The sequence below is a fragment of the Vibrio sp. S/42/10 genome, from assembly GCF_029890535.1.
Lineage (GTDB): Bacteria > Pseudomonadota > Gammaproteobacteria > Enterobacterales > Vibrionaceae > Vibrio > Vibrio cyclitrophicus.
Window position 1 is genome coordinate 487,771 of the sequence record NZ_JAKMZC010000001.1, and the last position, 13,873, is coordinate 501,643.

Genomic DNA, 13,873 nt, shown 5'->3' on the forward strand with positions numbered 1-13,873 from the left:
CCTAAAACAATGTTTTATTCGAATTTCATTTTTAAAGTAATGACTCTAAAAGTAGAATCACGCCACTAAATACTTATGATTCAGCGAACATAATAATGAAAATGAATAAGACTCTTCTATCTGCTGCAGTGGCAGTTGGACTACTTTCGACTTCTACCGTTACTCACGCGGCTGGCTTTCAACTAGCAGAATACTCAGCAACAGGCCTAGGCCGTGCATACGCTGGTGAGGCTGCAATGGCAGACGGTGCAGATGCTCAATGGCGTAACCCTGCAATGCTGACTTACCTAGAAGGTACACAAGTTTCTGTTGGTGGTATTTACGTTAACCCTAACATTGATGTTAAAGGTGAAGTAAACCACGCTCACCCAGCGTTAGGTACAAGCCAAGCATCTTCAAACGATTTCGCAGATGACGCTATTATCCCGAATCTTTACATTTCTCACCGTTACAACGAAAAGTTTGCTATCGGTTTTGCATTTGGCACGAACTACGGAATGGAAACGAATTTAGGTGACGACTTCAACGCATCTCATTTCGGTAACGAAGCAAGCGTAATCACTAAAGAAGCTAACTTAAACTTCGCTTATCAAGTTGTTGAGCAAGTAAGCATTGGTGGCGGTATCCGTTACGTTATGGGTGAAGGCAGCTTCGGTGCAACAGCACCAGCGAAAAATGCAATTGGTCTAGATTCAAACCAAATGCCGATCTCAGCTCCAGAAGGCACTACACTGAAATATATGGAAGGTGAAGACACCGCTTGGGGTTGGCAAGTAGGTACAGCGTGGCAGATCAACGAAGACCACCGTATCGGTTTTGCCTACAAGTCTGAGGTTGAGCTGAAGTTAGAAGGTCACGCAGAAGGCATCGGCTTTGGCATGACACCTGGTCAACGTGACAATGGACATATGATGTTAGCACTTCCTGCAACAGCAGAACTTGCAAGTTTCCATCAACTCACTAAAGCACTTGCAATCCATGCTAGTTTTAACTGGACTGACTGGAGTTCTTTCGAAAAATTGCAAGCTGAGCTAGATACATATGGTAGCCATACAGTTAAGGTTGAGAATTGGGAAGATAACTATCGCTTTGCTGTAGGCGCAACTTACCAAATTGACCCTAAACTGGCACTACGTACAGGTGTGGCTTACGATACTTCTGCAGTTAGCGATAAAAACCGTACTATCACTATTCCAGAAACTGACCGCACATGGTTAAGTGTTGGTGCTGGTTACCAATGGTCTGAACAGCTTTCATTGGATGCTGGCTTTACTTACATCATTGCTAAAGATGCTCCCATCACAGAATCTCGCGGTTACGCATCTGACGATGCAGCCGAAGCTGTTGGCGGCCAATTTATTGGTACAACAACGGGTAATGTTTGGCTAGTTGGTGTACAAGCTAACTACCGCTTCTAATCTGTTTTACTTAATCTAAAGTAACAAGCATTAAAAAGGCTCGATGTTGTATTAACATCGAGCCTTTCTTTTGTCGATTTTCTAAAACGTATTTCTAGTAATCTTCTAGATAACCATCAATGAAGTCTTCTTCTTCGAGATCAAACTCTTCAGGTTCAATTTCGGCTTTAAAGTCACGACGTTGAATGTAGACCTCACGAGTCAAAGCATATGGATCTGGCGAGTCGTCCAATAGTGATTCTTGTGACACTAACTGAGCGCGAGTCTCCATACCTTCAAATGCCCACTTACCTAAGCTAGCCCAAAAGTTCAAAAACGATAGAGGGACATACAAACCATCGACGGTTTCAGTTACTTCACGCGTCGTTAGTGGACCATAACCCGGCACCATAAAATACGGACCATTACCTACCCCGTAATGACCAATCGCATCAGAAAATGATTTGTCGTCGTACTTGGTGATCCCTGCTTCACTGGCAATATCAATTAAGCCTAACAAACCAATCGTTGAGTTAATCCAAAAACGATTAAAATGGTCGAGTGCTTTTTCACCATTACCCATAATGAGGTTGTTCACCATACTTGATGGCTCGTCTAAGTTGGCTAGAAAATTGGAAATGCCAGAACGTATTGGCACAGGAGTATAGTCAACATAAGCGAGAGAAACAGGGCGAACCAAATAAGGATCTAGATATTCGTAGTTGATATCCCACATCGCTCTGTTGAAGCCTTCAAAAGGATCGTTTGGGTGGGACTCTTCGACGTATTCAGAGGTTTCGAAGTTATCATCGTTAACGCTTTCGTTCGGCGCGCTAGAGCAACCCACCGTTAAGCTTGCGATAAATAATAAACTCGAGAGTCTTAGGACACTGACTGACATATCACCTTTTCCATAAGGAATAATAAAAAAGGCCAGCAATCGCTGGCCTCAATTGTTTGCGTAAGTCTATACCGTTTATCGCAAAATCGGAATAGCTAACACCTATGCAAGCTGATGATTAATATTGCTTATTGATGTTGATAGTCACTGGGGCACCCAGTTCAACCACTTCACTTTCACCGTACCAATCACCATCGCGAGTTGAAACGTTGCCATCTGTATCAAGCCTAGCTCGAACCATCAGAGTTTCAAGGCTAGACAGCTTCAGACCTTCCATCATGCTATTGCCGTCATCGAGCACAACAGTACGAGGGAAAGTACCCAATGGGTAACGAGCCGCAGCGATAGGCATTGGTGAGCCATCAGCTCTGTGTACTGAAACAACCAACACAGACTTAGGGTCAGCGTTCACATCAGCGGCCAATTCAAGCGTTACTGCAACACTTTTACCTTGGTCAACACCCATGGTGTCGCCCATTTTCTTCTGAGCACTTTCAATACTGCGTGACAACATTTCGTAACGGCTATCTTGTGGACCAATCATCTGCTGCATGATGCTCCAGTACTTAACAGCACCAGGATAATCTTGACGTTCAAACGAATCGAACGCTAGCAAAGAGAATACTCGAAGGTCTACATAATCGTTTTGAATCAAACGGCTCAAAATCAGACGAGCTTGGTTTTGATCGGCTTCATCTGGTGAAAGCATCAATGCCTGTGCGAAACCTAGTTGAACATCTTCATTCTTAGGTTCAAGTTTGTAAGCTCTTTCCATAGAATCTTTTGCCGTTTCAGCATCACGGTTTGCGAGCGCAATACGACCAAGCAACAACCAACCCGTTGAATCTTTTGGTTGATAGTGAAGTCGAGTACGAAGTGCTAAAGTCAAATCTTCAAGCTCATCATCCGTTAACGCACCACCTTCCGATGACATCAACTTTTTAGACAACTCGGGAAGATTCGAGCTCACTTCTTGCCAGTGTTGAACCTTATCTAATGCACCGAACTGAAAGTACATGCCATAAGTCACAACCAGAACCAGAATCACAGAGGGTACTACCACACCAACCGTAGAGATTTGTGTTTTTGCCGTATCTTTCTGTGTTGGAACATCATCAAGTAGAGACTGCTTTAGATCTGCGATCAACTCTTGCTGGTTGTCAACAAGGCCTTCTTCTGCTTCTACTTCTAGTTCAACTAAGCGATCTTTATAGAACGCTTTATTCAACTCATCGCGAAGCATTTCATCATTGTTGGCCTTCTTATTAATGAACGGCAGAACAATAAGCAAAATCGCCGCTAATGAAAGGACAACTGTAGAAATCCAAAATAGAGTCATTACTTCTTATCTCCGTCGTTCTCTTCGTCGAGTAACGCTTTTAAGCGAGCTTCTTTGTCTGCATCCCAGTCTTTATCTGACTCTACTGCTTTCGACTTTGACTTTCTGCTTCGTAAAATGATCAAACCGAATCCAAACACAACAACCGAAAATGGGCCGACCCAAAGAATCGATGTTGCTAGCGTCAATGGCGGGTTGTAAGTCACAAAATTACCATAGCGCGCAATCATGTAATCAATGATGTCTTGCTTCGATTTGCCGTCTTTCGTCATCTCATACACTTTTTGACGCAAATCGACCGCAAGCTCTGCGTTCGAATCACCAATCGTGTTGTTTTGACATTTCGGACAACGAAGCGTGTTACTCAACTCTTTGAACTGTTGTTCTTGGTCAACCGTATCAAATTCATGAAATTCGATAGGAGCTGCTGTTACCGACGCAGATATAGCAAAAGTGGCGAACAACGCTACAAGTGTCTGTTTAATCATTTCGCCTCCTCCAATAACTCTTGGTACATCGGTTGGAGTGTCGCTGCCCAGTTTGTTGGATTAACATCACCAACGTGGCGGTAACGAACAACACCGTTAGCGTCAATTAGGAAGGTCTCAGGAGCGCCATAAACACCAAGATCGAGGCCTAGCATGCCATTGCCATCAAATAAACTGATCAGGTAAGGGTTACCTAACTCTTTTAACCAACCTACCGCTTTGTTGCGATCATCCTTGTAGTTAAGACCAATGATCTTAACTCCTTGGTCAGACAGCTTGTTCAGATAAGAGTGCTCTGCATAACAAGTAGGGCACCAAGTGGCCCACACATTAAGAAGCAGTGGCTCACCTTTGAAAATCGCTTGATCATGGAACTTACCAGGTTGTTCCAAATCTTCTAAACCAAACTCAGGAACAGGCTTACCGATCAATACTGATTCAAGCTTAGTCGGGTCATCGCCTGACTGGTTGCGCATTAATTGCGTTGCAAAGATTCCAGCGAGAACCATAAACGCGATCAAGGGAATGAATAAAATCTTCTTGCTCATTCGAATTAAGCCTCCTGCTCTTGAGCCGACTTTTTCGTTGGCTTGCGGAAACGGTAACGACGGTCACTGATAGCGATCACACCACCAATCGCCATGATCAGCGAACCTGCCCAAATCCAACGTACAAATGGTTTGTAGTAAATACGAACAGCCCACGACTTGTTATCGTCTAAACGCTCACCCATTGCGATATAAAGGTCACGTGTTACGCCACGGTCAATCGCTGCTTCTGTCATCATAGACTTAGCTGTGGTGTAGAAACGTTTTTCAGCGTGAAGCGTGTTGATGTACTTGCCTTCTTTGGTAATTTCAAAATCAGCAATATAGCCATCGTAGTTAGGACCATCTTTGTCACGAACGCCTGTGAATAGGAAGTCGTATTCTTCAAGTTGGTAGCTTTCACCTGGCGCCAGACGTACATCTCGTTCGATGCTGTAGTTTTGCACCATCGCGATACCAATCACTGTCACGGCTAAACCAATGTGACCACACATCATTGCCCAGTGGCTACGAGGTAGCTTAGTTAGACCTTTCAGGAATGTGTGACGGTGAGTCGCACGTTCATACAGCTCAAAACCGTGCATGAAGATAATCCAGAATGCCATTACCCAACCAGCAAAGGCAGTACCACTGAAGCGGTCAGCCAGTAAAGCAACTATTAGTGCGCTCAAGCCAAGTGAAAATGCACCAGAAACCAGCATAGGTTTAACGAGCTTTGACAGGTTGTCTCGTTTCCAGCGGATCAGTGGGCCGATGCCTAAAAGGAAAGAGAACGGAATCATTAACCAGAAGAACAACATGTCAAAGAACGGAGCACCGATAGATACTGAGCCTAAGCCTAGCTGTTTGTGAACTAATGGTAGTAGCGTACCGACTAACACAACGACAAGCGCTGCAATCAATAAGATGTTGTTGCCAAGTAGCGCGTTTTCACGAGAAACCAGATCGAAGTTACCGCGAACGCGAACGGATGCGCCTTTAACAGCAAACAACAGCAGTGAACCGCCGATAACAAAGACTAGGAAACCTAAAATAAACATACCACGAGCAGGATCTGACGCGAATGCGTGAACAGAAACCAAAATGCCCGAACGAACTAAGAATGTACCTAGTAAGCTTAGTGAGAATGCAGAGATAGCCAGTAACACTGTCCAAGCTTTAAATGTGCCACGCTTTTCTGTTACCGCTAGCGAATGCATCAATGCAGTACCAGCCAACCAAGGCATAAATGAAGCGTTTTCTACTGGATCCCAGAACCACCAGCCACCCCAGCCAAGTTCGTAGTAAGCCCACCATGAACCTAGTGCGATACCTACCGTTAGGAACAACCATGCGGCAATTGTCCAAGGGCGCGACCAACGAGCCCATGCCGTATCTAAACGACCGCTCATTAGAGAAGCAATTGCAAAAGAGAACGCTACAGAGAAACCTACATAACCCATATAAAGCATTGGCGGGTGAATAATCAAACCCGGATCTTGCAATAACGGGTTCAAATCACGACCGTCGACAGGGAAGAAAGGCAATGTACGTAGGAACGGGTTAGACGTTACGATAATGAACAGCAAGAAGCCGACCGTTATCAAGCCCATGATAGCCAGTACGCGAGCCACAGACTCTTGAGGCATACCACGGCTAAACGTCGCTACTGCTACCGTCCAACCTGCTTGAATAAGAACCCAAAGCAGTAACGAACCTTCGTGAGCGCCCCAAACGGCAGTAATACGATAGTACCAAGGCAGTTGGCTATTCGAGTTACTTGCTACGTATTGGATTGTAAAATCATTGGTGTAAAACGCGTAACACAGGATAAAGAACGAAATCGCTAAGAATCCGAACATGCCCCACGACAACGGTCGTGCGCTATTCATTAATAATGTGTTATTTCGAGCGGCTCCATACAATGGGAGCACGCTGAGCAGCAATGCAAGTCCCAAGGACAGGATCATCGCAAAATGGCCGATCTCGGCTATCATTGAGCATTTCCTTCTTTTTGTTCAGTCGTGTATTGCAAAGGCTCATGGGTTTTCTTCATTGCTTCTGCAACTTCAGAAGGCATGTACTCTTCATCATGCTTTGCCAATACCTCGAACGCTTCAATTGTCGTCGCGTCTTTAAGGACACCTTGAGCAACAATACCTTGGCCTTCACGGAAAAGGTCAGGAAGGATGCCATCGTATAATATTGTTACTTTAGGGCCGACATCAGCCAAATCGAAGCTTACACGCAATGATTCATTGTCACGGCTTACAGAGCCAACTACGACCATTCCACCAATGCGTAGACGTTGACCCACTTCTGGTTTTTTACCATCTTTTCCGTTAACCAGCTCAGTTGGTGTATAGAACAGATCCATGTTCTGGTTAAGTGCGTAAACCATCAATCCAACAGTCGCACTGATACCAAAAAAGATCGCTAAGATAATGCCTAGCCTCTTTTTACGTCTTGGGTTCATAGAGTGTTCTCCATATTTTTTGCTGCATCGATACGAGCTTGACGATCAATCTTAGCTTGTACTTCATTAAGTAATTGCTTACCACGACGAACGCTTACCACCAGTAAGACGATCATCGCGAGGAAAGTGATTCCAAATGCACTCCATACATATGAGGCGTAGCCACCCATGGCAAAGAAATCACTCAAAGATTCAAAATACATAATTACCTACCCTACTACGCTTTTTCAGCCGCAAGTTTGCGAACCCATGGACGGTGACTTTCTTTGCTTAGGATTTCGTTTCTGAAACGAACCATCGTCACAGCACCAAAGAAAAAAGCGAAGCCGAAGATGTTGAGAAGAAGCGGCCATAGCATGTCACTAGAAATAGAAGGTTTGTCGAACTTGGTGATCGTCGCACCTTGGTGAAGCGTGTTCCACCACTCTACTGAAAAATGAATAATAGGTAGGTTGATGACACCCACGATAGCCAAAATGCCTGCCGCTTTTGCCGCCGTTTTTTGGTCATCAAAAGCATGGTGTAGAGCAATCACACCCAAGTATAGGAATAGAAGAATCAGCTCAGAGGTCAAACGAGCATCCCAAACCCACCAAGCGCCCCACATTGGTTTACCCCAAACCGCACCCGTTAACAATGCAATGAAGGTAAATACAGCACCAATCGGCGCCATCGCCAATGCGGCCATGTCAGATAGCCTTACCTGCCATACCAAGCCGATGAAGGCAGCTATCGCCATAGACATGTACACGCCCATTGACCAAATTGCAGACGGAACATGGATGTAGATAATTCGGAAACTATCGCCTTGTTGGTAATCTGAAGGCGCAAATGCTAGCCCCCATACAGTACCAGCGGATAGACACAATAGCGCTAGGATCGAAAACCACGGCAGAAGTTTACCAGCAAGCTGATATGAGGTTTCTGCTTTGGCGTAGGGATGGAGCCATTTCCACATGTTGTAATCTCACTCTTACTTCATATTGCTTACAGCTATTAAAGCTATAATTATAATAATTTATTATCTTGCTTTCAGTTTTGCTGACTCTATGAGTCCAATAGTAACTTTTGGTTCACATTAGCTATACGATAACGGCATCGTTATCAGTTCACACTCACTCTAAGTGCGGCACTGATCGCAAAAGGAGTCAAAGTCATCGCACCCATCAACATCGCCCCAAGCACCGCTAATTGACCGTTATACGCAACGCCCAGTGATGCCGCATCAATCGCTGATGTTGCAAATATAAGAATTGGGATATACAACGGCAAAATAAGCAGACTTAAAAGCACACCGCCTTTTTGTAGTCCTACCGTTAAAGCCACACCAATCGCACCGATAAAGCTCAATGCTGGTGTACCAACCAATAACGTTAACACAACCGATAACCAAGTATCGAAATCTAAAGACAGCAATACAGCCAACAAGGGGCTGATCAAAATTAATGGTAACCCGGTCAATAACCAGTGTGCTATGACCTTGGACAAGACTACCAACTGCAACGGGATGGGCATCAGCATCATCTGCTCAAGGGCACCATCTTGAAAATCGTCGCGAAATAGGCGTTCTAAAGAGAGCAACGCAGAAAGCAGCGCAGCCACCCAAACAATACCTGCGGCAATACGCGCAAGTAAGTTTGGCTCAGGGCCAATACTTAAAGGAAAAAGGGTAATAACAATAATGAAGAACCACAGAGGGTTAAAAATATCCGCTTGACGTCGAAACGCAATCAGCAGTTCACGTCGAATAATAGTGGTCATTGAAGAGATCATATTAATCACCCAACTTTATTTTTCTTAGTTTCGGGCTATCAGCAAACATATCTTGGTGGGTAGTTAACAACACAATACCACCGTTATCTGCATGCTGAGAAAATAGAGATTCCAGAACTTTTACGCCCTGCTTATCGATCGCAGTCAGCGGTTCGTCTAAAATCCACAACATTTGCTTACTCAACCAAAGGCGTGCCAGTGCCACACGGCGCTGTTGACCCGCAGAAAGTTGACCTGCGGGCACATCCTCTCGACCAGCAAGGCCGACTTGAGCTAACGCGTGGTAAAGCTCTTCCTTCGTCGTTCCACCGCTGTGAATCGATTGATAAAAGCTTAGATTTTCATAAGCGCTTAACTCGCGTTTAACGCCAGTTTGATGCCCAAGAAAGAGTAAATTTTGATGATACGTGTCTCGACTCGATTCAATGGATTCACCATCCCAAGAAATAGTGCCTTCATCTCGGTCGCCTAAGCCAGTAATAATCCTAAGGAGTGTCGTTTTCCCGGTACCGTTTCGACCTTCAACTTGAACCAGTTCACCTGGTTTCAATTGAAAAGACAACGATTCAAACAGAACCCTGTCGTCACGAATAGCAGTTAAATTTGAGACTTCTAGCATAGGTAAATTTAGTCGAGTAATGAGAGCGCTATAGTAGCACACCAACATGGTGACAAAACAGGACTAGGCGTTTTCGTGAGAACAAACTCCGTAAGAAACTGTTACCATCGCATCACAATTTACACATTTTTATCAACAAACGAGATATTGTCGTATATACAAGCACTTATAAACATCGTTCTATATAAGAAAAGCAGATACAAAAAAAGAAGCCGAAGCTTCTTTTAAGAGGAATGCGTGACAAATATCGGGCATTCGAGCCACTATAAACACTCAATTTAACGACGTCGAGGTGGGTCTCTTCGTTCACGAGAAGCGGCCGGTTGTCCATCTAGCGATGAAGGATTACTTCTTAACGAAGGAATTTTCTCTTTACCTGCGAGCTTATTCTGCAAAGACATCATGAGCTCAGCTTCCGCTTTCGGCAGTTCACACTCTTCAATTAGTTCGTTAATTCCAGCGCCCAGTTGAACCATTTTCGTTGCACGAGTGTACAAGCGTCCATCGGTATCAGCATGTTCCAGCTCAACAATACGTTCATTCAAGTGCTTAATCAGATCTTGCTGCTCAGTCACTTTTTGACCAAGCCCAACCACGACAGAGCGAACCTCAAGTAATTGCTTACTCGATTTTTGAAGCTCTTTATCCAAATTTCGAATTTGCAGACGTGATTGATCGAGCTGTTTTTGAATCGCACGTTTTACTTTGCTAATCAAAATTACGATGAATAACGTAAAAACCCCAACTCCCGCTATCAGAGCAACAGGGCTTATAGGAAGCGCTTCAAACATTACAGATGAGCCATCTCATCCCATTCGTCTTCGCTTAGTAGTTTGTTTAGATCTACTAAGATAAGCAGCTTGCCATCACGGTTACTAACACCTTGGATGAACTTAGCGCTTTCATCAGTACCAACACTTGGTGTCGTATCGATCTCAGAAGAACGTAAGTAAACCACTTCAGCAACGCTATCAACGAGAATACCGATAACTTGGCGTTCAGACTCAATAACGATGATACGAGTGTTATCTGTGATTTCACCTTGCATCAAACCAAAGCGAGAACGAGTGTCGATAACAGTAACAACATTACCACGCAGGTTGATAATACCTAGAACGTAGTCTGGAGCACCCGGTACTGGAGCAATTTCGCTGTAACGCAGTACTTCACGTACTTGCATTACATTGATGCCGTAAGTTTCTTCTTCTAGCTGAAATGTCACCCATTGAAGCACTTCATCATTCGTTTGATCTTTTCTTACTTCAACTTCACTCATATGAGACATAGATAATCCTCTTGCCGTCGTTACCGACCACTATTATTAACTTGATATGTTTTATTAGCTTAATGCTTTTACATCTAGCCCTGCGTTTAGCATGGCGATTAATGCTTCAACATGGATCAAAGCACACATTTTTTCTTTTACCATACCGGCGAGCCATGGACGTTTCCCTGCCATTTCTCGCCAACGTACTTTATCTGTATTAAGTAACTCTGTGCCCTTTAGCTCGGTGCCCGCGAGGCCCCACAAGCTTTCTCCAAGCATGACTATATATTGATAGTTTTCTTTGTATTCGTCACCCGATAGTTTCTCGGACATCACCCATTTTGCGGTATCGACCACATCTAGTTGGCTATCGCGGTTAGTTTGTAAACCTAAATACCAAGCTGGCTTACCAATGATATGACTTAACTCTTCAAGGCGGTGAATGCCACCTAACTCATCAAGTGGTACCGCAAAGGTCACGCCGTTTACATCAAAATACAAGACTTGGAAATCTTCAGTTCGAACTGTGCTTTCCCAAGAAGTAAACTGGTCAGCTCCTCCAACTTGAGTTTCAGGTTCAATAACTGTCTCAATATCAGGTTCTTGAACTTCGACTTCTGGAGCTTCAACCTCTATCTCGGAATATTCTATTTTCGCTTCTGTTTGTTCAGTTTCTAGCAATTCATCTTCAGCTTGCTGCAATTCGATTTGAGGTTCTGCAACAATGGATAACTCTGGTTCTGGCAAGTTCCAGTCTTGAATTTCAGGTTCAGTAAATACTTGAACAGATTCTACAGCGGCATCGAACATTGGCATGTCGGCTTGCTGAGCGATTTTCTGTGTATTCTGATCCATCAACTCATCAAGATTGAGGTCATCGACAATGTTAGTCGCCTCTAGACGGCTCAGTAGTTTCTGAACATCCTCAAGATTAGGAACCTCAAATTCAGCTGCACGTATTTCGGCATAGCTTGAGTAATGAGTCGCTAATTGACGCTCTGGCTCTGGCTCTGGCTCTGGCTCTGGCTCTGGCTCTTCAGATTGTGACTCATCATCACACTCGTCAACAAAAAGCTCGTCAGATTCAAAGTTTTCATCGCCTAGTAGCGCAGTAAAGTAATCATCCAATGCTTGTTCACTCGATAAGCTTGGACGCTCTACTGTTAGTTCTTTATTCGCGCTCATTTATCGCCAGCCTTTCGAGATAAATAAGCAGCTGTTTATAAGCAAATACACCACGGCTACCCGATGCAAAATGAGATGCAGGCAAGCGTTTTAAGCTCGCATCTCGAAACTTAGTATCAATAGGAACAGCAGATGTCCAAACTTGATTTGGATAATCGTCTTTAAGCTGAGTTAATGTTTGCAATGATGCTTTGGTTCGCTTGTCGTACATCGTTGGGACTATTGTCACCTTAAACGGTGTTTTACGTGACTTCTGCATGATAGCTAAAGTTCGAATCATACGCTCCAAGCCCTTCATTGCTAAGAACTCAGTCTGTACCGGGATTAAGATACGATCGCTGCCAGCCAATGCGTTAACCATCATCACACCTAGAATTGGCGGACAATCGATTAGCACATAATCATAGTCATCTTTTAGCGCAGCTAAAGCACGCTTCAAGATAAGCCCCATACCACTGCGATTACCCATAACACGATCGAGTGTCGCCAATGACATATGTGCAGGAATAATATCGATACCTTCGACTTCCGTTTGCAAAATCAAAGGTCTTACTGTCTGCGCCGTAAACTCTCGCAATTGAAATAGATCAAACAAGCTCGACTCCACGTTATCTGAGTCGTAACCCAGATACGTGGTTAGTGATGCATGCGGGTCAGTATCAACCAACAATACTCGGTGCCCTTTTAAAGCAAGTAAGCCTGCTAAGGTCACTGTTGTGGTTGTTTTGCCAACACCACCTTTTTGGTTTGCAACACTCCAAACAATCATTTCGATTTACCTAAGCTAACCCAACTTCAACCAAGATCCTTTCCGCAATGCGGTCTAGAGGGAGGTCTTCAGTAGAAATGCCAGCTTTTGCTACAGCTTGAGGCATACCATATACAACACAGCTATCTTCGTCTTGTGCCCAAATTGTCGAGCCCGCAGTTTTCAACATACGCGAACCTTCTCGACCATCTGCGCCCATACCGGTCAGGATCATAGACAAGACTTTGTCGCCGTAGATCTTCGCAGCAGAACCGAAAGTAACATCCACACATGGTTTGTAGTTCATACGGTCGCCGCCATCAATAATTCTTAAGCGTGCAGACCCAGCGCGGCCATCAACCATCATCTGCTTGCCGCCAGGAGCGAGATAAGCCACTCCAGGTTTCAACACATCTCCGTCTTGCGCTTCGCGAACTTCAATCTTACACAAGGTATTCAATCGGCTGGCAAATGCAGCGGTAAAAGTTGCTGGCATATGCTGAACTAACACAATTGGGTGTGGATAGTGTGCTGGAATACGCGTCAAAATTTTCTGTAGTGCAACAGGGCCACCAGTAGACGTACCAATTGCCGTCAATTGATACTTTTTACCAGAAGCTCTGAATTTCGCTGTCGATGCAGCCACTGGTTTCACTGTCGAAGCTGCGGCTGAAATCGGTTGGCGCAATGGTGTCGAAGTTGTTACTGGTGTAGTTGTAGCTCGTGGCGCAATAGGAGCACGGCGCATAAACGCACGTTTTGCTGCAATCTGAATCACACGTTGTTGAAGTAATGCAACAGCATCATCACGGTTACGTGCGATGTCTTCAAACTTCTTAGGTAGGAAGTCTAGAGCACCTGCGTCTAACGCATCTAACGTTGCTCTCGCTCCATCATGCGTCAACGAAGAGAACATCAAAATAGGCGTTGGAGACGCTGCCATGATTTCACGAACGGCAGTTATGCCGTCCATGACAGGCATTTCGATGTCCATCGTGATTACGTCAGGTCTTAGCTGTTTCGCTTTCTCAACCGCTTCTTTACCGTTTACTGCTACATCAATGACTTCTAGGCGAGCCTCTGAGTTGATGATCTCGCTAACGCGACGACGAAAGAAACTCGAATCATCAACGACTAATACTTTAATCGCCAT

General features: G+C 44.5%; 16 protein-coding genes. 1 reads left to right on the top strand and 15 read right to left on the bottom strand.

The window, feature by feature from the left end:
• Positions 1–95 precede the first annotated feature (95 nt).
• The gene (locus tag L8S15_RS02150; RefSeq protein WP_010439423.1) at positions 96–1,418 is read left to right on the top strand and encodes an outer membrane protein transport protein; all 1,323 of its coding nucleotides are present in this window, start codon (positions 96–98) and stop codon (positions 1,416–1,418) included.
• A 94-nt stretch (positions 1,419–1,512) separates the two neighbouring features.
• Here L8S15_RS02150 and L8S15_RS02155 read toward each other — a convergent pair whose 3' ends face one another.
• The 15 genes from L8S15_RS02155 to L8S15_RS02225 form a co-directional block, all read right to left on the bottom strand.
• Positions 1,513–2,298, bottom strand: a complete 786-nt coding sequence (locus L8S15_RS02155) for an MlaA family lipoprotein (protein WP_016798127.1) — start codon at positions 2,296–2,298, stop codon at positions 1,513–1,515.
• 118 nt (positions 2,299–2,416) lie between these two features.
• Positions 2,417–3,637 carry a c-type cytochrome biogenesis protein CcmI gene (gene ccmI / locus L8S15_RS02160; RefSeq protein ID WP_010439419.1) on the bottom strand — a complete coding sequence of 407 codons (1,221 nt, stop codon included), beginning with the start codon at positions 3,635–3,637 and terminating at the stop codon, positions 2,417–2,419.
• On the bottom strand, positions 3,637–4,125 hold the full coding sequence (locus L8S15_RS02165) for a cytochrome c-type biogenesis protein (RefSeq protein WP_010439418.1): 489 nt from the start codon (positions 4,123–4,125) through the stop codon (positions 3,637–3,639). The genes ccmI and L8S15_RS02165 overlap by 1 nt, the downstream gene beginning before the upstream one ends.
• Positions 4,122–4,673, bottom strand: a complete 552-nt coding sequence (locus tag L8S15_RS02170; RefSeq protein ID WP_010439416.1) for a DsbE family thiol:disulfide interchange protein — start codon at positions 4,671–4,673, stop codon at positions 4,122–4,124. Before L8S15_RS02170 ends, L8S15_RS02165 begins: the two co-directional genes overlap by 4 nt.
• 5 nt (positions 4,674–4,678) lie before the next feature.
• The gene (locus L8S15_RS02175; RefSeq protein ID WP_010439414.1) at positions 4,679–6,649 is read right to left on the bottom strand and encodes a heme lyase CcmF/NrfE family subunit; all 1,971 of its coding nucleotides are present in this window, start codon (positions 6,647–6,649) and stop codon (positions 4,679–4,681) included.
• A complete protein-coding gene (gene ccmE, locus L8S15_RS02180) occupies positions 6,646–7,128 on the bottom strand; it encodes a cytochrome c maturation protein CcmE (RefSeq protein WP_009848524.1) in 483 nt (160 codons plus the stop codon). The genes L8S15_RS02175 and ccmE overlap by 4 nt, the downstream gene beginning before the upstream one ends.
• The gene (gene ccmD, locus L8S15_RS02185) at positions 7,125–7,331 is read right to left on the bottom strand and encodes a heme exporter protein CcmD (protein ID WP_010439411.1); all 207 of its coding nucleotides are present in this window, start codon (positions 7,329–7,331) and stop codon (positions 7,125–7,127) included. The genes ccmE and ccmD overlap by 4 nt, the downstream gene beginning before the upstream one ends.
• A gap of 14 nt (positions 7,332–7,345) precedes the next feature.
• Positions 7,346–8,086, bottom strand: coding sequence for a heme ABC transporter permease (locus L8S15_RS02190; RefSeq protein ID WP_010439410.1), 741 nt, complete (start codon positions 8,084–8,086; stop codon positions 7,346–7,348).
• 146 nt (positions 8,087–8,232) lie between these two features.
• Complete coding sequence (ccmB, locus tag L8S15_RS02195; protein ID WP_280571943.1) at positions 8,233–8,901, bottom strand: heme exporter protein CcmB; 669 nt, start codon at positions 8,899–8,901, stop codon at positions 8,233–8,235.
• Between the two features lies 1 nt (position 8,902).
• The gene (gene ccmA, locus L8S15_RS02200; RefSeq protein ID WP_010439401.1) at positions 8,903–9,520 is read right to left on the bottom strand and encodes a cytochrome c biogenesis heme-transporting ATPase CcmA; all 618 of its coding nucleotides are present in this window, start codon (positions 9,518–9,520) and stop codon (positions 8,903–8,905) included.
• Between the two features lie 278 nt (positions 9,521–9,798).
• The gene (locus L8S15_RS02205) at positions 9,799–10,311 is read right to left on the bottom strand and encodes a DUF2802 domain-containing protein (RefSeq protein WP_010439397.1); all 513 of its coding nucleotides are present in this window, start codon (positions 10,309–10,311) and stop codon (positions 9,799–9,801) included.
• Positions 10,311–10,805 carry a chemotaxis protein CheW gene (locus tag L8S15_RS02210; protein ID WP_009848530.1) on the bottom strand — a complete coding sequence of 165 codons (495 nt, stop codon included), beginning with the start codon at positions 10,803–10,805 and terminating at the stop codon, positions 10,311–10,313. Before L8S15_RS02210 ends, L8S15_RS02205 begins: the two co-directional genes overlap by 1 nt.
• Positions 10,806–10,859: 54 nt before the next feature.
• Positions 10,860–11,972 (bottom strand): chemotaxis protein CheW, encoded by a 1,113-nt coding sequence (locus L8S15_RS02215; protein WP_016790910.1) that lies wholly within the window; start codon positions 11,970–11,972, stop codon positions 10,860–10,862.
• Positions 11,959–12,741 (bottom strand): ParA family protein, encoded by a 783-nt coding sequence (locus tag L8S15_RS02220; protein WP_010439391.1) that lies wholly within the window; start codon positions 12,739–12,741, stop codon positions 11,959–11,961. Before L8S15_RS02220 ends, L8S15_RS02215 begins: the two co-directional genes overlap by 14 nt.
• Before the next feature lie 10 nt (positions 12,742–12,751).
• Positions 12,752–13,873, bottom strand: a complete 1,122-nt coding sequence (locus tag L8S15_RS02225) for a chemotaxis response regulator protein-glutamate methylesterase (RefSeq protein ID WP_065100452.1) — start codon at positions 13,871–13,873, stop codon at positions 12,752–12,754.